This is a genomic window from Pseudomonas sp. H3_E04, from assembly GCF_054668915.1.
Map to the genome: position 1 here is coordinate 4,102,212 of NZ_CP162797.1, position 17,873 is coordinate 4,120,084.

Annotated in this window: 16 protein-coding genes; 7 read left to right on the forward strand and 9 right to left on the reverse strand. The window is 60.7% G+C overall.

All coding sequences use genetic code 11. The features are described 5' to 3' along the window. Positions 1-72: 72 nt before the first annotated feature. The 6 genes from AB4N53_RS18595 to AB4N53_RS18620 form a co-directional block, all read right to left on the reverse strand. Complete coding sequence (locus tag AB4N53_RS18595; protein ID WP_460122218.1) at positions 73-1,041, reverse strand: CDP-6-deoxy-delta-3,4-glucoseen reductase; 969 nt, start codon at positions 1,039-1,041, stop codon at positions 73-75. Then, entirely contained in the window at positions 1,041-2,507 is a 1,467-nt protein-coding gene (gene ubiD, locus AB4N53_RS18600; protein WP_460122220.1) for a 4-hydroxy-3-polyprenylbenzoate decarboxylase, read from the reverse strand. Before ubiD ends, AB4N53_RS18595 begins: the two co-directional genes overlap by 1 nt. A gap of 80 nt (positions 2,508-2,587) precedes the next feature. Further along, the gene (locus AB4N53_RS18605; protein WP_460122222.1) at positions 2,588-4,543 is read right to left on the reverse strand and encodes an acyltransferase family protein; all 1,956 of its coding nucleotides are present in this window, start codon (positions 4,541-4,543) and stop codon (positions 2,588-2,590) included. Between the two features lie 138 nt (positions 4,544-4,681). Beyond that, the gene (gene rho / locus AB4N53_RS18610; protein WP_003229334.1) at positions 4,682-5,941 is read right to left on the reverse strand and encodes a transcription termination factor Rho; all 1,260 of its coding nucleotides are present in this window, start codon (positions 5,939-5,941) and stop codon (positions 4,682-4,684) included. A gap of 247 nt (positions 5,942-6,188) precedes the next feature. Continuing rightward, positions 6,189-6,518 carry a thioredoxin TrxA gene (trxA, locus tag AB4N53_RS18615; protein ID WP_003206727.1) on the reverse strand — a complete coding sequence of 110 codons (330 nt, stop codon included), beginning with the start codon at positions 6,516-6,518 and terminating at the stop codon, positions 6,189-6,191. 120 nt (positions 6,519-6,638) lie between these two features. Continuing rightward, positions 6,639-7,343, reverse strand: coding sequence for a FadR/GntR family transcriptional regulator (locus AB4N53_RS18620; protein WP_329515716.1), 705 nt, complete (start codon positions 7,341-7,343; stop codon positions 6,639-6,641). 256 nt (positions 7,344-7,599) lie between these two features. Between AB4N53_RS18620 and AB4N53_RS18625 the strand changes: the two genes are divergently transcribed. The 5 genes from AB4N53_RS18625 to ppx all read left to right on the forward strand — a co-directional run bounded on the left by AB4N53_RS18625 (position 7,600) and on the right by ppx (position 12,156). Then, positions 7,600-8,385, forward strand: a complete 786-nt coding sequence (locus AB4N53_RS18625; protein ID WP_434767078.1) for a transporter substrate-binding domain-containing protein — start codon at positions 7,600-7,602, stop codon at positions 8,383-8,385. Between the two features lie 21 nt (positions 8,386-8,406). Further along, on the forward strand, positions 8,407-9,075 hold the full coding sequence (locus tag AB4N53_RS18630) for an amino acid ABC transporter permease (protein ID WP_460122225.1): 669 nt from the start codon (positions 8,407-8,409) through the stop codon (positions 9,073-9,075). Further along, complete coding sequence (locus tag AB4N53_RS18635; protein ID WP_016772621.1) at positions 9,072-9,722, forward strand: amino acid ABC transporter permease; 651 nt, start codon at positions 9,072-9,074, stop codon at positions 9,720-9,722. The genes AB4N53_RS18630 and AB4N53_RS18635 overlap by 4 nt, the downstream gene beginning before the upstream one ends. Next, on the forward strand, positions 9,709-10,446 hold the full coding sequence (locus AB4N53_RS18640; RefSeq protein WP_007911148.1) for an amino acid ABC transporter ATP-binding protein: 738 nt from the start codon (positions 9,709-9,711) through the stop codon (positions 10,444-10,446). Before AB4N53_RS18635 ends, AB4N53_RS18640 begins: the two co-directional genes overlap by 14 nt. 207 nt (positions 10,447-10,653) lie before the next feature. Beyond that, positions 10,654-12,156: an exopolyphosphatase gene (ppx, locus tag AB4N53_RS18645; protein WP_039757422.1), complete on the forward strand. Its 1,503-nt coding sequence runs from the start codon at positions 10,654-10,656 to the stop codon at positions 12,154-12,156. Between the two features lie 150 nt (positions 12,157-12,306). On the opposite strand, the gene ppk1 is transcribed toward ppx, so the two are convergent. Both ppk1 and hemB read right to left on the reverse strand, forming a co-directional pair. Beyond that, entirely contained in the window at positions 12,307-14,532 is a 2,226-nt protein-coding gene (gene ppk1, locus AB4N53_RS18650) for a polyphosphate kinase 1 (RefSeq protein WP_460122228.1), read from the reverse strand. 18 nt (positions 14,533-14,550) lie between these two features. After that, entirely contained in the window at positions 14,551-15,564 is a 1,014-nt protein-coding gene (hemB, locus tag AB4N53_RS18655; protein WP_008084506.1) for a porphobilinogen synthase, read from the reverse strand. A 207-nt stretch (positions 15,565-15,771) separates the two neighbouring features. Here hemB and AB4N53_RS18660 point away from each other — a divergent pair, with 207 nt between their 5' ends. Both AB4N53_RS18660 and elbB read left to right on the forward strand, forming a co-directional pair. Continuing rightward, positions 15,772-16,431: a DedA family protein gene (locus tag AB4N53_RS18660; protein ID WP_460122230.1), complete on the forward strand. Its 660-nt coding sequence runs from the start codon at positions 15,772-15,774 to the stop codon at positions 16,429-16,431. Between the two features lie 155 nt (positions 16,432-16,586). Next, positions 16,587-17,255, forward strand: a complete 669-nt coding sequence (gene elbB, locus AB4N53_RS18665; RefSeq protein ID WP_434767082.1) for an isoprenoid biosynthesis glyoxalase ElbB — start codon at positions 16,587-16,589, stop codon at positions 17,253-17,255. Positions 17,256-17,383: 128 nt separating this feature from the next. Here elbB and AB4N53_RS18670 read toward each other — a convergent pair whose 3' ends face one another. Further along, the gene (locus tag AB4N53_RS18670) at positions 17,384-17,839 is read right to left on the reverse strand and encodes a YaiI/YqxD family protein (RefSeq protein WP_042607095.1); all 456 of its coding nucleotides are present in this window, start codon (positions 17,837-17,839) and stop codon (positions 17,384-17,386) included. Positions 17,840-17,873: the final 34 nt, after the last annotated feature.

Sequence of the window (17,873 nt, forward strand, 5' to 3'; positions counted from 1 at the left end):
GATGCATATATAACCTAGCGGTATTTACTATTTAAGTTAAATACCGATCGGCTATATACCAAGTTATAAGTATCAGGAACGCGGCGCGTAGGCGAAGACGTCGGCGCGCATCTGATGCGCATCCATACCCGCCTCGACCAGCGCATCCAGCGTGCCGTAAACCATCGCCGGCGAACCGCTGGCATAGACATGTAGCGGCTTCAGATCAGGGAAATCCTCGCAAACCGCCTCGTGCAGCATCCCGCAGCGCCCTTCCCAGCCGCACTGGTCGCTGACCACTTTGTGCAGGAACAGATTGGGCAGCTTCTGCCATTCGTCCCAGTGCTCGATCTGATAGAAATCTTCCGGGCGGCGCACGCCCCAATACAGATGCACTGGATACTTGAAACCTTCGGCGCGGCAATGTTCGATCAGGCTGTGAATCTGGCCCATGCCGGTACCGGCGGCGATCAACACCAGTGGACCGTTTGGCAACTCGGCCAGATGCGTGTCGCCAAATGGCAACTCGACACGCACCAGCGGGTTGCGTTGCAACTGCTCGATCAGGCTCAACGCACTGGTTTCGCGCGCCAGCACATGGATTTCCAGATCACGCCCGCCGTGGGGTGCCGAAGCCATGGAGAACGCCGATTTCTCGCCGCTCTCACGCTCGATCATCAAATATTGCCCGGCGTGATAGCGCGGCGGCTTGCCGGCCGGTGCGCGCAGACGCACGCGCCAGGTGTCGCCGCCCACCTCGCGGCATTCGATGACCTGACACGACAGGCTGCGCACTGGCAGCTCACCCAATGCGAGCACGCCATCCCACAACAGCACGCAGTCTTCCAGCGGTTCGGCAATGCAGGTGTAGAACTCGCCGTGGTCGTGGACATTGCCGGCCTGTTCGACGCGGCCTTCGACCAGCAGCGCTGCACACACGTGGCAATTGCCGTTGCGGCAGCTTTGCGGGCAGTCATAGCCCAGGCGCCGTGCGCCGTCGAGAATCCGCTCACCGGGCTGTATCTCAAGCACTGCTCCGGAAGGCTGCAGGGTTACACGCATCAATCTATTCCTAACTGATTCCAGATGGCATCGATCCGTTGGGTGACGGCGTCGTCCTTGACGATTACGCGGCCCCACTCGCGGGTGGTTTCGCCCGGCCACTTGTGGGTGGCATCCAGGCCCATTTTCGAGCCCAGGCCGGAAATCGGCGAGGCGAAGTCGAGGTAGTCGATCGGCGTATTGTCGATCATCACCGTGTCGCGCTTGGGGTCCATGCGCGTGGTGATGGCCCAGATCACGTCGTTCCAGTCGCGGGCGTTGATATCGTCGTCAGTGACGATAACGAACTTGGTGTACATGAACTGTCGCAAAAACGACCAGACGCCGAGCATCACGCGCTTGGCATGCCCCGGATACGACTTCTTCATCGTCACCACGGCCATGCGGTACGAGCAGCCTTCCGGCGGCAGGTAGAAGTCGGTGATTTCCGGGAACTGCTTCTGCAGGATCGGCACGAACACTTCGTTCAGCGCCACGCCGAGAATCGCCGGCTCATCCGGCGGACGGCCAGTGTAAGTGCTGTGATAGATCGGCTTGATCCGGTGGGTGATGCGCTCGACGGTGAACACCGGGAAGCTGTCGACTTCGTTGTAGTAACCGGTGTGGTCGCCATATGGGCCTTCGTCGGCCATTTCGCCCGGATGAATCACGCCTTCAAGAATGATTTCGGCGGTGGCCGGCACTTGCAGATCGTTGCCCCGACACTTGACCAGTTCGGTGCGGTTACCGCGCAAGAGCCCTGCGAAAGCGTATTCGGAAAGGCTGTCCGGCACCGGCGTCACGGCACCGAGAATCGTTGCCGGATCGGCGCCAAGGGCCACCGACACCGGGAACGGCTGGCCCGGATGTTTCTCGCACCACTCGCGGAAATCGAGGGCGCCGCCACGGTGGCTGAGCCAGCGCATGATCACTTTGTTGCGGCCGATCACTTGCTGACGGTAGATGCCGAGGTTCTGACGCTCCTTGTTCGGTCCCTTGGTGACCGTCAGGCCCCAGGTGATCAGCGGGCCGACGTCGCCGGGCCAGCAGGTCTGCACCGGCAACATCGCCAGATCAACGTCGTCGCCTTCGATGACCATTTCCTGGCAAACCGCGTCTTTGACCACTTTCGGCGCCATCGAAATGATCTTGCGGAAGATCGGCAGTTTCGACCACGCGTCCTTCAAGCCCTTCGGCGGCTCTGGCTCCTTGAGGAAGGCCAGCAACTTGCCGATTTCGCGCAGCTCGCTGACCGACTCGGCGCCCATGCCCATCGCTACCCGCTCGGGGGTGCCGAACAGGTTGCCGAGCACCGGAATGTCGTAACCGGTGGGTTTTTCGAACAGCAGCGCCGGGCCTTTGGCTCGCAGCGTGCGATCGCACACCTCAGTCATCTCCAGCACCGGCGAAACGGGAATCTGGATGCGTTTCAACTCTCCGCGCTGCTCAAGCTGCTGCACGAAATCCCGAAGATCCTTGAATTTCATTGACGATGGCACCCTCAAAATAGGCGTACATCCTACCTGCTCTGGCGGGCAAACAGCAGCCCGTCAGAGCCTGGCAGTACTCAATGCCGGTTTGTGCCCAGCAATACCGGGGCAAACAACGGGCTCAGCCTGGCACTGCCAATGTCCGAGAGATGGTCCTCATCCTTGTACTGCGAGTGGCCGTTGACCTCGATGCTGCAGACCCCGTCGGCGCACATCATCGGCGTCGGATCGATGACATGCACACCCGGATCGGCTTCGCTCATGGACGCGAACAAGTTGCCGAGAAAATGCTGACGCGCCAGATGTTCCTCAAGCGGACGCCCAAGGCCTTCGGCGGAGCGGCCGACCCTTGCCAGACTGGTCAGGCGGTTGATGGTGCCCTTGCGTTGCAGCGGCACTTCCTTGAACAGCCAGACCTGCACGCCAGCTGCGCGCAAGGCGGCCACGCGAGCGCGCAACGCAGCGGCCATGCGTTGCTCAGCCTGGGCGGTATCGTCATGGGCGTTGAGCAAAACCTTCTTGTCGCCATCCTCGCGACCATAGACGTAAAGACTCCAATTGGACGCCAATACCACGTCCTTGATGCCAAGGCTGAGCACTTTGTCCATGGTTTGCTGATTGAAGTCCTTGCACCGCTGGCGCGGGTCGTCGCTGAGAATCGGCGGACAGGCGCTCATACTGAACAGCCATACCGAACGACCGTCGCGGCGGGCATTGCTCTCGATAGCCGGCATCAACGCAGCCGCATGGCTGTCACCCCAGAACGCCTGGGTCGGCGGCGTACTCTGTTCGCCGCCGACCAGACAGGCCTTGTCGATCGATTTGTCTTGCGTCACCACCATGCATTTCATTTGTCCGGCACGCCATTCGCGGGCCTGCGCATATTCCAGAGCCTTGCCGCTCAGGCGCCCGGGGATACCGTCGGCCGAGCGAATCGCCGAACCGACCGCCACCAGTACAGCAATGGCCACTACCGCACCCGCCAGTATCGACTTACGTTCGCCCAGCAAACGTTTTTCCCGAAACGGCAATTCGATGTAGCGCAGGCTCAGCCATGCCAGACCCACTGCCAGCGCAATCCAGGCGAGCGCCTCGAGCGGCTGGATACCGTCGATGGAAATGGCGTTGGCGTACACGTAAATCGGCCAGTGCCACAGATACAGCGAATAAGACAGCAGGCCGATCCAGACCAGCGGCCGCAGACTCAACAGGCGCGCGGCCCAGCTCGGTCCCTGGGCGCCTGACCAGATCAGGGCAGTGGTGCCCAGTACCGGCAGCAACGCCGCCCACCCGGGAAACACCGTTGAGCGATCAAACGTGAACACGGCGACCAGCACCGCTGCCAGACCGGCAATGCCGACCATCTGGTACAGCCACGGTCGCACGGCCTGTTTTGGCGCAGGCATTACCGCAAGCATCGCCCCGCACAACAATTCCCAGGCACGAGTCGGCAAGGCAAAAAAAGTGAATTCCGGCTTGTGCTCAATCCAGGCGATGTTCAGGCCAAAGGAAACCAGCAGCAATGCCAGCAGGATCCAGCGCCAGTGCCTGAAATAGCGAACCAGCACGGCCATCAGTAACGGGAAGAAAATGTAGTACTGCTCTTCAACCGCCAGCGACCAAGTGTGCAACAACGGTTTCAGATCGGAGGCGGGCTGAAAGTAGCCGTCCTCGCGCATGAAAAGAATATTGGAGATGAACAGCGACTGATAACGCACCGTTCGGCCAAGTTCGGAGAAATCCTTCGCCGTCAGCAGCAGCCAACCCAGCGCCAGCGTCACCAGCATGACCACCGTCAAGGCCGGAATGATGCGGCGGGCACGGCGCGCCCAGAAATCGACAAAGCTGAATCGCTTGGCGCTGATTTCACGAAACAGGATCGAGGTGATCAGGAATCCGGAGATGACGAAGAAAACATCCACGCCGACAAAGCCGCCGCTGAATGTATTGAATCCGAAATGAAACAGCACGACGGGAAGTACCGCGAGCGCGCGTAAGCCGTCGATATCACGGCGATTGCCAAACGTGTGCATGAAAAACCTTACCTGTTCCGGGTACAGAATCCCTTGAAGGCGCGACGTTAGCAGCCGCGCAAATTTCAATCCAGATACAAATAAATCGCGGACAAAAAAAAGCGCCCCTTGCGGAGCGCTCCTTCTATCAGCTGCGTACTACTTGCGCTTCATCGACAAGAAGAACTCGTCGTTGGTCTTGGTCGTTTTCAGTTTGTCGACCAGGAACTCGATGGCGGCGACTTCGTCCATCGGGTGCAGCAGCTTGCGCAGAATCCACATGCGCTGCAGCTCGTCGTCGGCGGTCAGCAACTCTTCGCGGCGGGTGCCGGAGCGGTTGATGTTGATGGCCGGGAACACACGCTTCTCGGCGATCTTGCGATCCAGAGGCAGTTCCATGTTGCCGGTACCCTTGAACTCTTCGTAGATCACTTCGTCCATCTTCGAGCCGGTTTCAACCAGCGCGGTGGCGATAATGGTCAGCGAGCCGCCTTCTTCGATGTTACGCGCGGCGCCGAAGAAGCGTTTTGGCTTCTCGAGGGCGTGGGCATCGACACCACCGGTCAATACCTTGCCGGAGCTCGGGATCACGGTGTTGTAGGCACGGGCCAGACGGGTGATGGAGTCGAGCAGGATCACCACGTCTTTCTTGTGCTCGACCAGGCGCTTGGCCTTTTCGATCACCATTTCAGCAACCTGCACGTGACGGGTCGGCGGCTCGTCGAAGGTCGAAGCAACCACTTCGCCGCGCACGGTGCGCTGCATTTCGGTCACTTCTTCCGGACGCTCGTCGATCAACAGCACGATCAGGTGAACTTCAGGATTGTTACGGGCGATGTTCGCTGCGATGTTCTGCAGCATGATCGTTTTACCGGCTTTCGGCGGTGCGACGATCAGGCCACGCTGGCCTTTGCCGATCGGTGCACACAGGTCGATCACACGACCGGTGAGGTCTTCGGTGGAACCGTTACCGGCTTCCATCTTCATGCGCACGGTCGGGAACAGCGGGGTCAGGTTCTCGAAGAGAATCTTGTTTTTCGCGTTCTCCGGACGATCGAAGTTGATCGTGTCGACCTTGAGCAGGGCGAAATACCGCTCGCCTTCCTTAGGAGGGCGGATCTTGCCAACGATGGTGTCACCGGTGCGCAAGTTGAAGCGGCGGATCTGGCTCGGCGAGACGTAGATGTCGTCAGGGCCGGCGAGGTAGGAAGCGTCTGCGGAGCGCAGGAAGCCGAAGCCGTCCTGGAGAATCTCCAGCACGCCATCACCGGAGATTTCCTCGCCGCTTTTCGCGTGTTTTTTCAGCAGGGAGAAAATCACGTCCTGCTTGCGCGAACGGGCCATATTTTCTATGCCCATCTGTTCGGCTAATTCGAGCAGTTCGGTAATCGGCTTTTGCTTGAGTTCAGTCAGATTCATATAGGAATGACGTAATCATTTATGGAGGGGGGAAATTAAGCTTTTGGCTTAATGAGGCCGCGCCGCGGAGAAGGCGACAGGATCGCGAACTAATTCGAAAAGGAGTGCGTCGGCGACGGCTAGCAGGGGGCAGTGGAGAAACCAGTGCGGGGCCGAATGTACCACCTGAGTTTCGGAGCGTCTAGCCCTGAATACGCAAAAAGCCCCGCGATTTGCGGGGCTTTTTTTCAGCGTTTTACTGCGACGCTCAGATGTTGGCGTCGAGGAAAGCCGCCAGCTGCGACTTCGACAGTGCGCCGACTTTGGTCGCTTCAACGTTGCCGTTCTTGAACAGCATCAGCGTCGGGATACCACGCACGCCATGCTTGGCCGGGGTTTCCTGGTTTTCGTCGATGTTCAGTTTGGCGACGGTCAGCTTGCCTTTGTAAGTCTCGGCAATCTCGTCCAGAACCGGTGCGATCATTTTGCAAGGGCCGCACCATTCAGCCCAGTAGTCGACCAGGACAGCGCCTTCGGCCTTGAGTACGTCGGCTTCGAAGCTAGCGTCGCTAACGTGTTTGATCAGATCGCTGCTCATGGAATTCTCCAGGTTGTAAGCAAAAAAACGTGGCCCATCATAGCCGCCCTTCCCTTGTTCAGGAAGCCGCAGATGATTGAGTGTTGCTATGGCCCCTGATGAGTTTGGGTATAGCTCAAGTCACGCCGTGGCGGGAGCGATGAAGGCGATTCCGGTACGCAGGGCGGCGTTGCGCACGTGTTCCTGCATGGCTTTCTGCGCCGCCCCTGATGCGCGGCGAGCCAGCGCGCGGAGGATCTTGCGGTGTTCCTGCCAGGTTTCCATGGCGCGCTCGGCGCGGATGAACGGCAGTTTCTGGCTTTCGAGAAAGATCTCGGCGCTGGCGGTGAGGATGCTCAGCATCGCTTGATTGCCGCTGGCGAGGAGGATGCGCCGGTGAAATTCGAAGTCGAGTTTCGCCGCCGCTTCGAAGTCGCCGCTGCGCAATTGCTCACGCATCGCCGCGACGTTGTCTTCCAGCGCATCCAGATCAAATGTACTCAAGGTTGTCGCGGCGAGCCCGGCGGCAAAGCCCTCCAGCGCATAGCGCAACTGGAAAATGTCCAGCGGCGAGGCCTGCGCCGCGAACGGCCAGCCCGGCGCTTCGCCGCGCGACAATTCGACCGGCGACTGCACGAACACGCCTTTGCCCGGCTGAATGCTGACCACGCCAAGTGCGCTGAGCGACGACAGCGCCTCACGCAAGGAAGCGCGGCTGACCCCCAGTTGCAGGGCCAGATCCCGTTGCGACGGCAAGGCATCACCCGCGCCGAAACCCTGTTCGGTGATCAGTTTGCGGATCGCTTGCAGCGCCACTTCGGGTACGGCGCGGGAGATCGAATTCATGGTTTGCGGACGCATCAGGGCCAAGGTGCGGCTAGTTGTAAAGCTATTCGCCGAGTCCGGCAAGTCGTGCCCCAGCGGGGTTCGGCGCGTGCAGTCGATGCGCCATCGCAGTGCGAAAACCGGGCTGACTGTTCAGACCAGTAAGACCGAACCAAGCCGCTGATACCGTGGCCTGCCGAGGCGAATCCCGACTCTTGGCACGGCCCATGCTCTGTCCGATCGCAGAAACCACTTCCCGCCGATCCGGAGATTGTCCATGACCCAGCGTTACAGCGCCCTCCTCGCTTCCCTGTTTGCCGGCCTGCTGCTGTGCCAGGCTCCCGCTCACGCCGACGGTCTGGACGACGTGGTCAAACGCGGCACGCTGAAAGTCGCCGTGCCCCAGGACTTCCCGCCCTTCGGCTCGGTCGGCCCGGACATGAAGCCGCGCGGTCTGGATATCGACACGGCGAAACTGCTGGCTGACCAACTCAAGGTCAAACTCGAGCTTACGCCGGTCAACAGCACCAACCGCATTCCGTTCCTCACCACCGGCAAGGTCGATCTGGTGATTTCCAGCCTCGGCAAAAACGCCGAGCGCGAAAAAGTCATCGACTTCTCTCGCGCCTACGCACCGTTCTACCTCGCCGTGTTCGGCCCGCCAGACGCTGCGATCAGCAGCCTCGACGACCTCAAGGGCAAGACCATCAGCGTCACCCGTGGCGCCATTGAAGACATCGAGCTGAGCAAAGTCGCCCCCGAGGGCGTGACCATCAAACGCTTCGAAGACAACAACTCGACCATCGCCGCTTATCTGGCAGGCCAGGTCGATCTGATCGCCAGCGGCAACGTGGTGATGGTGGCCATCAGCGAGAAGAACCCCAAGCGTGTGCCGGCGTTGAAAGTGAAGCTCAAGGATTCGCCGGTCTACGTCGGTGTGAACAAGAATGAAGCGGCGTTGCTGGCCAAGGTCAACGACATCCTCAACACCGCCAAGGCTGACGGCGCGCTGGAAAAGAACTCGCAGACCTGGCTGAAAGAGCCGCTGCCGGCTGATCTCTGATCGACTGCGCGGGAGACCTTCATGGCTTATCAGTTCGATTTTTTGCCGGTAGTGGAAAACACCGACCTGCTGCTGCGCGGCGCCCTGTTCACCCTTGAGCTGACCGCCATCGGCGCGCTGTTCGGGGTCGGCGTGGGCATTGTCGGGGCGTTGGTGCGGGCTTGGCAGATCCGCCCGTTCTCGGCGATCTTCGGCGTCTACGTCGAGTTGATCCGCAACACGCCGTTTCTGGTGCAACTGTTCTTCATCTTCTTCGGCCTGCCGTCGCTCGGCGTGCAGATTTCCGAATGGCAGGCGGCGGTGCTGGCGATGGTGATCAACCTTGGCGCCTATTCGACCGAGATCATCCGCGCCGGCATCCAGGCGATTCCGCGCGGGCAACTGGAAGCCGCAGCGGCATTGGCGATGACGCGCTTCGAAGCGTTCCGCCACGTCGTCCTGCTGCCAGCGCTGGGCAAGGTCTGGCCGGCGCTGAGCAGCCAGATCATCATCGTCATGCTCGGTTCGGCGGTGTGTTCGCAGATCGCCACGGAAGAATTGAGTTTTGCCGCCAACTTCATTCAGTCGCGCAACTTCCGCGCCTTTGAAACCTATGCGCTGACCACCCTGATCTACCTGTGCATGGCGCTGCTGATCCGCCAATTGCTCAACTGGTTCGGCCGCCGCTTCATTGCGAGGAGCAGCCAATGAGCGATTTCACTTTCTGGGACATCCTGCGCAACCTGCTCACCGGCCTGCAATGGACGCTGGCGCTGTCGCTGGTGGCGTTCATCGGCGGCGGCCTCGTCGGCCTGCTGATTCTGGTGATGCGCATTTCGAAGAACACTCTGCCAAGCAGCATCGCGCGCACCTGGATCGAGCTGTTCCAGGGCACGCCGCTGCTGATGCAGCTGTTTCTGGTGTTCTTCGGTGTGGCGCTGGCCGGGATCGAGATTTCGCCGTGGATGGCCGCGGCCATCGCTTTGACCTTGTTTACCAGTGCCTATCTGGCGGAGATCTGGCGCGGTTGCGTCGAGGCCATTCCCCACGGTCAGTGGGAAGCCTCGTCGAGCCTGGCGCTCAATCCGCTGGAGCAGTTGCGCTATGTGATTCTGCCGCAAGCGCTGCGCATCGCCGTGGCGCCGACCGTGGGCTTCTCGGTGCAAGTGGTCAAAGGCACAGCGGTGACCTCGATCATCGGCTTCACCGAACTGACCAAGACCGGCGGCATGCTTGCCAATGCCACGTTCGAACCGTTCATGGTCTACGGCCTCGTCGCCCTCGGCTACTTCCTGCTCTGCTACCCCTTGTCCCTCAGTGCGCGCTACCTGGAAAGGAGACTGCATGCCTCTGCTTAGAATTTCCGCCCTGCATAAATACTACGGCGATCACCACGTACTCAAAGGCATCGACCTCAGCGTCGAGGAAGGCCAGGTCGTGGCGATCATCGGCCGCAGCGGCTCGGGCAAATCGACCCTGTTGCGCACGCTCAATGGCCTGGAGTCGATCAACGACGGCGTGATTGAAGTCGACGGCGAATACCTCGACGCCGCCCGCGCCGATCTGCGCAGCCTGCGACAGAAGGTCGGCATGGTCTTCCAGCAGTTCAACCTGTTCCCGCACCTGACCGTCGGCGAAAACGTCATGCTCGCGCCGCAAGTGGTGCAAAAAGTACCCAAGGCCAAGGCAGCCGAACTGGCGCGGGAAATGCTCGAGCGAGTCGGGCTCGGGGAGAAATTCGATGCCTTCCCCGACCGCTTGTCCGGCGGCCAGCAGCAGCGGGTGGCGATTGCCCGGGCCCTGGCGATGTCGCCGAAGGTGCTGCTGTGCGATGAAATCACCTCGGCGCTGGACCCTGAGCTGGTCAATGAAGTGCTCAGCGTGGTGCGGCAATTGGCGAAAGAAGGCATGACGCTGATCATGGTCACCCATGAGATGCGCTTTGCCCGGGAAGTCGGCGATAAACTGGTCTTCATGCACCATGGCAAGGTGCATGAGGTGGGCGATCCGAAGGTGTTGTTTGCCAATCCGCAGACGGCGGAGCTGGCGAACTTTATTGGCACGGTGGAAGCGACAGCCTGAAGATATTCTGAGGCAGTGATGCCCTCTTCGCGAGCAGGCTCGCTCCCACAGGGGAATGCGCTCATCTGTGGGAGCGAGCCTGCTCGCGAATGGCCGCGCCGCGATCTTCAGACTTTCTGCGCTGAATCAACGGTTTGAACCATGCGCGTTGGCGCCAGCGTTTGATCGTGGCACGATGTCGGGGTTATCGACCGAGACCCCCTGACCATGCCGCAATCCCAAGCCAAGAATCTGTCCCTGATCGCCGCAATCGACCTGGGCTCCAACAGCTTTCACATGGTCGTGGCCAAGGCCCAGAACGGCGAAATCCGCATCCTCGAGCGCCTCGGCGAAAAGGTGCAACTGGCCGCCGGCATCGACGACGCGCGCCAGCTCAACGAAGAATCGATGCAGCGCGGCCTCGATTGCCTCAAGCGCTTTGCCCAACTGATCAACGGTATGCCGCTCGGTGCCGTGCGCATCGTCGGCACCAACGCCCTGCGCGAAGCACGCAACCGTGGCGAATTCATCCGCCGCGCCGAGGAAATCCTCGGCCACACGGTTGAAGTCATCTCCGGCCGTGAAGAAGCGCGTCTGATCTATCTCGGCGTGTCGCACACACTCGCCGACACCCCAGGCAAACGTCTGGTCGCCGACATCGGCGGCGGCAGTACCGAATTCATCATCGGCCAGCGCTTCGAGCCTTTATTGCGCGAGAGCCTGCAAATGGGCTGCGTGAGTTTCACCCAGCGCTACTTCAAGGACGGCAAGATCACTCCGGCCCGCTACGCCCAGGCTTACACGGCGGCGCGCCTGGAAATCATGAGCATCGAGCACGCCCTGCATCGCCTGACCTGGGATGAAGCCATCGGCTCTTCCGGTACGATTCGCGCCATTGGTCTGGCCCTGAAGGCCGGCGGCCACGGCAGCGGCGAGGTCAACGCCGAAGGCCTGGCGTGGCTCAAGCGCAAATTGTTCAAGCTGGGCGACGCCGACAAGATCGATTTCGAAGGCATCAAGCCTGACCGCCGGGCGATCTTCCCGGCGGGTCTGGCGATTCTCGAAGCGATCTTCGACGCCCTTGAACTGCAACGCATGGACCATTGCGAGGGCGCGCTGCGTGAAGGCGTACTCTACGACCTGCTCGGCCGCCATCATCACGAAGACGTGCGCGAACGCACCCTGACCTCGCTGATGGAGCGCTATCACGTCGATCTGGAACAGGCGGCGCGGGTCGAGCGCAAGGCCCTGCACGCGTTCGATCAGGTCGCCGTGGACTGGGAACTGGACGACGGCATCTGGCGCGAACTGCTCGGCTGGGCGGCGAAAGTCCACGAAGTCGGCCTCGACATCGCTCACTATCATTACCACAAGCACGGTGCCTACCTGATCGAGCACTCCGATCTGGCCGGCTTCTCGCGAGAAGACCAGCAGATGCTCGCGTTATTGGTGCGAGGCCATCGGCGCAATATTCCCAAGGACAAATTCGCCGAGTTCGGCGATGACGGCATCAAGCTGATTCGCCTGTGCGTGCTGCTGCGATTTGCCATTCTGTTCCATCACATTCGCGGAACCCAGGCGATGCCGCAGGTGGTGCTGCATGCCAATGGCGATCATCTCGATGTGCAATTTCCGGAGAACTGGCTGGATGAGAACCAACTGACCCAGGCGGATTTTGGCCTTGAGGCCGATTGGCTGACGCGGGTGGGCATTGTCCTAACGGTGCACTGAACGCCGCCGTAGGAGCTGCCGAAGGCTGCGATCTTTTGCTCCTGTTTATAAAAGATCGCAGCCTCGTTGCACTCGACAGCTCCTACAGGTTGGTGTGTCAGGCACAAAAAAGGCGATCCGTTGGGATCGCCTTTTTATTTGGGCTGACGGTCAGCTGCTCACCGGCAGGATCGGGCTGCCCAGCCGCTCCAGCAACGTCGCCTGCGCACTGCGCGGGTTCTGGTTGCCGGTAGGTGTGTTGCGGATGTAGCGGCCGTCCGACTGCAAGCTCCAGCTGTGGGTGTTGTCGGTCAGGTACAGCTCCAGCTCCTTCTTGACTCGGGTCAGCAGCTTCTTGCCCTCCACCGGGAAGCAGGTCTCGACGCGCTTGTCGAGGTTGCGCTCCATCCAGTCGGCGCTGGAGAGGAACATCTGTTCGTCGCCGCCGTTGAGGAAGTAGAACACCCGCGTGTGCTCGAGGAAGCGGCCAATGATCGAGCGCACATGAATGTTGTGCGAGACCCCGGCGATGCCCGGACGCAGGCAGCACATGCCGCGCACCACCAGATCGATGCGCACGCCGGACTGGCTGGCCTTGTACAGCGCGCGGATGATCTTCGGATCAGTCAGCGAGTTGAACTTGGCGATGATGTGCGCCGGTTTGCCTTCGAGGGCGAACTGGGTTTCGCGGGCGATCATGTCGAGCATGCCCTTCTTCAGGGTGAACGGCGCATGCAGCAGCTTTTTCATGCGCAGCGTCTTGCCCATGCCGATCAACTGGCTGAACAGTTTGCCGACATCCTCGCACAAGGCGTCGTCGGACGTCAGCAGGCTGTAGTCGGTGTAGAGCTTGGCGTTACCGGCGTGATAGTTGCCGGTGCCGAGGTGCGCGTAACGGACGATCTCGCCAGCCTCGCGGCGCAGAATCAGCATCATCTTGGCGTGAGTCTTGAAGCCGACCACACCGTAGATCACCACCGCACCCGCCGCTTGCAGACGACTGGCCAGTTGCAGGTTGGACTCTTCGTCGAAGCGCGCGCGCAGCTCGATCACTGCCGTGACTTCCTTGCCGTTACGCGCGGCGTCGACCAGCGCATCGACGATCTCGGAGTTGGCGCCGGAGCGGTACAGGGTTTGCCGTACGGCCAACACATGCGGGTCTTTCGCGGCCTGACGCAGCAGGTCGACCACCGGGGTGAACGACTCGAACGGGTGCAGCAAGAGGATGTCCTGCTTGCTGACCACACTGAAGATGTTTTCGCTGTTCTGCAGCAGTTTCGGGATCTGCGGGGTGAAAGGCGTGTATTGCAGCTCCGGATGACTGTCCAGACCGGTGATGCTGAACAGGCGCGTCAGGTTGACCGGGCCGTTGACCTGATACAGCTCGGTCTCGCTCAGGTTGAACTGCTTGAGCAGGTAGTCCGAGAGATGTTTCGGGCAAGTGTCGGCAACTTCCAGACGTACCGCATCACCGTAGCGCCGCGAAAACAGCTCGCCACGCAGGGCCCGGGCGAGGTCTTCGACGTCTTCGGAATCGAGCGCCAGGTCGGCGTTTCGGGTCAGACGGAACTGGTAGCAGCCTTTCACCTTCATGCCCTGGAACAGGTCATCGGCGTGGGCGTGGATCATCGACGACAGGAACACATAGTTGTCGCCGGCGCCGCCGACTTCTTCCGGTACCTTGATGATCCGCGGCAGCAGACGCGGCGCCGGGATGATCGCCAGACCGGAGTCGCGACCGAAGGCGTCGATGCCTTCGAGCTCGACGATGAAGTTCAGGCTCTTGTTCACCAGCAACGGAAACGGGTGCGTTGGGTCGAGGCCGATCGGGGTGATGATCGGCGCGATCTCGTCGCGGAAATAGCGGCGGACCCAGGTCTTGAGCTTGGTCGTCCAGTTGCGCCGACGGATGAAGCGCACCTGATGCTTTTCCAGCTCGGGCAGGAGGATGTCGTTGAGGATCGCGTACTGACGGTCAACGTGACCGTGGACCAGTTCGCTGATCCGCGCCAGCGCCTGATGCGGCTGCAAGCCGTCAGCGCCGGCCTGTTCGCGGGCAAAGGTGATCTGCTTTTTCAGCCCGGCAACGCGGATTTCGAAGAATTCGTCGAGGTTGCTGGAGAAGATCAGCAGGAACTTCAGCCGCTCCAGCAACGGGTAGGACTCGTCCAGCGCCTGTTCCAGCACGCGGATGTTGAACTGCAATTGCGAAAGCTCGCGGTGGATGTACAGGCTGCTGTCATCCAGGCCGGGAATGGCGATCGCCGGCACCGCCACAGCGGTTTCGGCAACCGGCGCGGGTGGCGCAGGCTCCATTTCCGGCGGGGTTTCGGTGATTTGCTCGACCACCGGCTGAGCTTCTTTTACGGCAACTTCAGTGAGTCCTTCGGTATTCATGGAATGTTCCTGGGAGGGCTATTTCTGCTCTCGTAACAATTGAGCGGCACGAACGGCAAAGTAAGTCAGGATGCCATCTGCACCGGCACGTTTAAAGGCGGTCAGTGACTCGAGGATCACCGCTTCGCTCAACCAGCCATTCTGGATAGCGGCCATGTGCATGGCGTATTCGCCACTGACCTGATAGACGAAGGTCGGCACCTTGAAGGCATCTTTGACCCGAAAAAGAATGTCCAGGTAGGGCATGCCCGGTTTGACCATGACCATGTCCGCACCTTCGGACAAGTCCGCACCGACTTCGTGCAGCGCTTCGTCGCTGTTGGCCGGATCCATCTGATAAGAGGCCTTATTGGCCTTGCCGAGGTTCGACGCCGAGCCCACCGCATCGCGGAATGGGCCGTAGTAGGCGCTGGCGTACTTGGCCGAGTAGGCCATGATGCGCACATTGACGTGACCGGCGATTTCCAGCGCTTCACGGATGGCCTGGATGCGACCGTCCATCATGTCCGATGGCGCCACGACCTGCGCACCGGCTTCGGCGTGGGACAGCGCCTGACGCACCAGCGCATCGACGGTGATGTCGTTCTGCACGTAGCCTTCTTCGTCGAGAATGCCGTCCTGACCGTGGGTGGTGAACGGGTCCAGCGCCACGTCAGTGATCACGCCAAGCTCCGGGAAACGCTCACGCAGGGCGCGAGTGGCGCGCTGGGCGATGCCTTCGGGGTTCCAGGCTTCGGCGGCATCAAGGGATTTCAGTTCAGGCGGGGTGACCGGAAACAGCGCCAGCGCCGGAATGCCCAGCTCGACCCATTTCGCCGCTTCTTCAAGCAGCAGATCAATCGTCAGTCGCTCGACGCCCGGCATGGATGCCACGGCTTCGCGGCGGTTTTCCCCGTCGAGCACGAACACCGGCAGAATCAGATCATCGACCGTCAGCACGTTTTCACGCACCAGCCGCCGCGAAAAATCATCACGACGATTGCGGCGCAGACGAGTGGCTGGGAACAGACGATTGGCAGGGGTAAAGCTCACGGCGGACTCCTGAGCCCGGGCAAACGGGCGAGCGTGACAGTTATAGACGGCCATTATGACCAACAGATGACAGTTGTGTGTGCTCTGTGACAGGTAGCCGCAATCCATTGTCGATGTAGGAAATGTTCACGTCGAGACACATTTGGACACTTTCATGAATGTGCCCGAAGGGTTAGGCTGCGCGTTCATTTCGCCAGCACCCAGACAATGCTCCAACAATTTCTGCACGACTTTGGCTACTTTGCCTTGTTCCTCGGCACGTTCTTCGAAGGCGAAACCATCCTGGTGCTCGCAGGCTTCCTCGCGTTCCGTGGATACATGGACATCAATCTGGTGGTGGTCGTGGCGTTCTTCGGCAGCTACGCCGGCGATCAGCTGTGGTACTTCCTGGGGCGCAAGCACGGGCGCAAATTGCTCGCGCGCAAGCCGCGCTGGCAGATGATGGGTGACCGCGCGCTGGAGCATATCCGCAAACATCCGGACATCTGGGTCCTGAGCTTCCGCTTCGTTTACGGCCTGCGCACGGTGATGCCGGTGGCAATCGGCCTGTCCGGTTATCCGCCGGGACGCTACCTGCTGCTCAACGGCATCGGCGCGGCGATCTGGGCCACCGCACTGGCTGCGGCGGCCTATCACTTCGGCGCAGTGCTGGAAGGCATGCTCGGCAGCATCAAGAAGTACGAGCTGTGGGTGCTGGGCGCCTTGCTGATCCTCGGGCTGGGCCTGTGGCTGCGACGCCGCTTCAAGAATGCGCAACTGGCGAAGAAAATCTATCAGGACGAGCAGATCGCCAAAGCCGCCGAGGCCGAGCAGTTGCGCCAGGCCGAAGCGAGCCCTCCTGCCGGACCGAAAACGCCAGCCGAATAAGCCATTCGCTGGCGGCTGCCACACGCAGTCCAGGCAAATAATGAACACCCCGCCGCCGTTGCGATCCATTGAGAGAGCGCTCTGTCCCCCATGCCCCTATGGCAACACGCGACGATTTAAGGGACATTGAGCGCCATGAATCTGGAGAGAAGCCCATGAGCAAAAAAGTTGCAGTGATCCTGTCCGGCAGTGGCGTGTACGACGGCGCCGAAATCCAGGAAAGTGTCATCACCCTGCTGCGCCTCGACCAGCGCGGCGCACAGGTGCAGTGCTTCGCGCCAAACATCGCGCAATTGCATGTGATCAACCACCTGACCGGCGAAGAAATGCCGGAATCGCGCAACGTACTGGTGGAATCGGCGCGGATTGCCCGGGGCAACGTCAAGGATATCCGCGATGCCGACGTTGACGACTTCGATGCGCTGATCGTGCCCGGCGGTTTCGGCGCGGCGAAAAACCTGTCGAACTTCGCCATCGAAGGCGCCGGCTGCACCGTGCAACCTGAAGTGCTGGCCCTGGCCGAAGCATTTGCCGAAGCGGGCAAACCGGTCGGGCTGATCTGTATTTCCCCGGCGCTGGCGGCGAAAATCTACGGTCCCGGCGTGACCTGCACCATTGGCAACGATGCCGACACCGCTGCGGCCATGAACAAAATGGGCGCCACCCACGAAGAGTGCGCTGTGACCGAAATCGTCGAAGACAAGGCGCGCAAACTGGTGACCACCCCGGCTTACATGCTGGCGCAGACCATCAGTGAAGCGGCTTCGGGGATCAACAAACTGGTCGACCGCGTGCTCGAACTGACTCACGAAAACGACGCATGATCCCTCGCCTTAAATGAAACCAGATGTGGGAGCGAGCCTGCTCGCGAATGCGTTGTATCAGCCAACATCAGGTTGTATGACACACAGCTTTCGCGAGCAGGCTCGCTCCCACAGGGATTGTGCAAGACTCAGGGCTTGCGGGTGAGCCGGGTCAGAATCCGGTCCAGCGCATTGGCAAACGCCTGCTTCTCCCGCTCGCCAAACGGTGCCGGGCCGCCGCTCATCTGGCCCTGCTCCCTGAGATCGGTGAACAGATTACGCACCGCCAGACGCTCACCCATGTTCTGCGCATCGAATTCCTTACCGCGCGGATCCAGCGCCGCCACGCCCTTCTTCACCAGCCGATCGGCCAGCGGGATATCGCTGCAGATCACCAGCTCGCCCGGCACCGCATGCTCGACCAGATAATCATCCGCCGCATCCGGCCCGCTCGGCACCACGATCAGTTTGACGATGGCCAGCCCCGGCTTGATCTGCGGCTGCCCGGCCACCAGCACCACTTCGAACTGGCGCTTGAGCGCGAACTTCACCACCAGATCCTTCGCCGCCCGTGGACAGGCGTCGGCATCGATCCATACACGCATGTTCTTGCCTCCAAAAAATTCGCGAGCAGGCTCG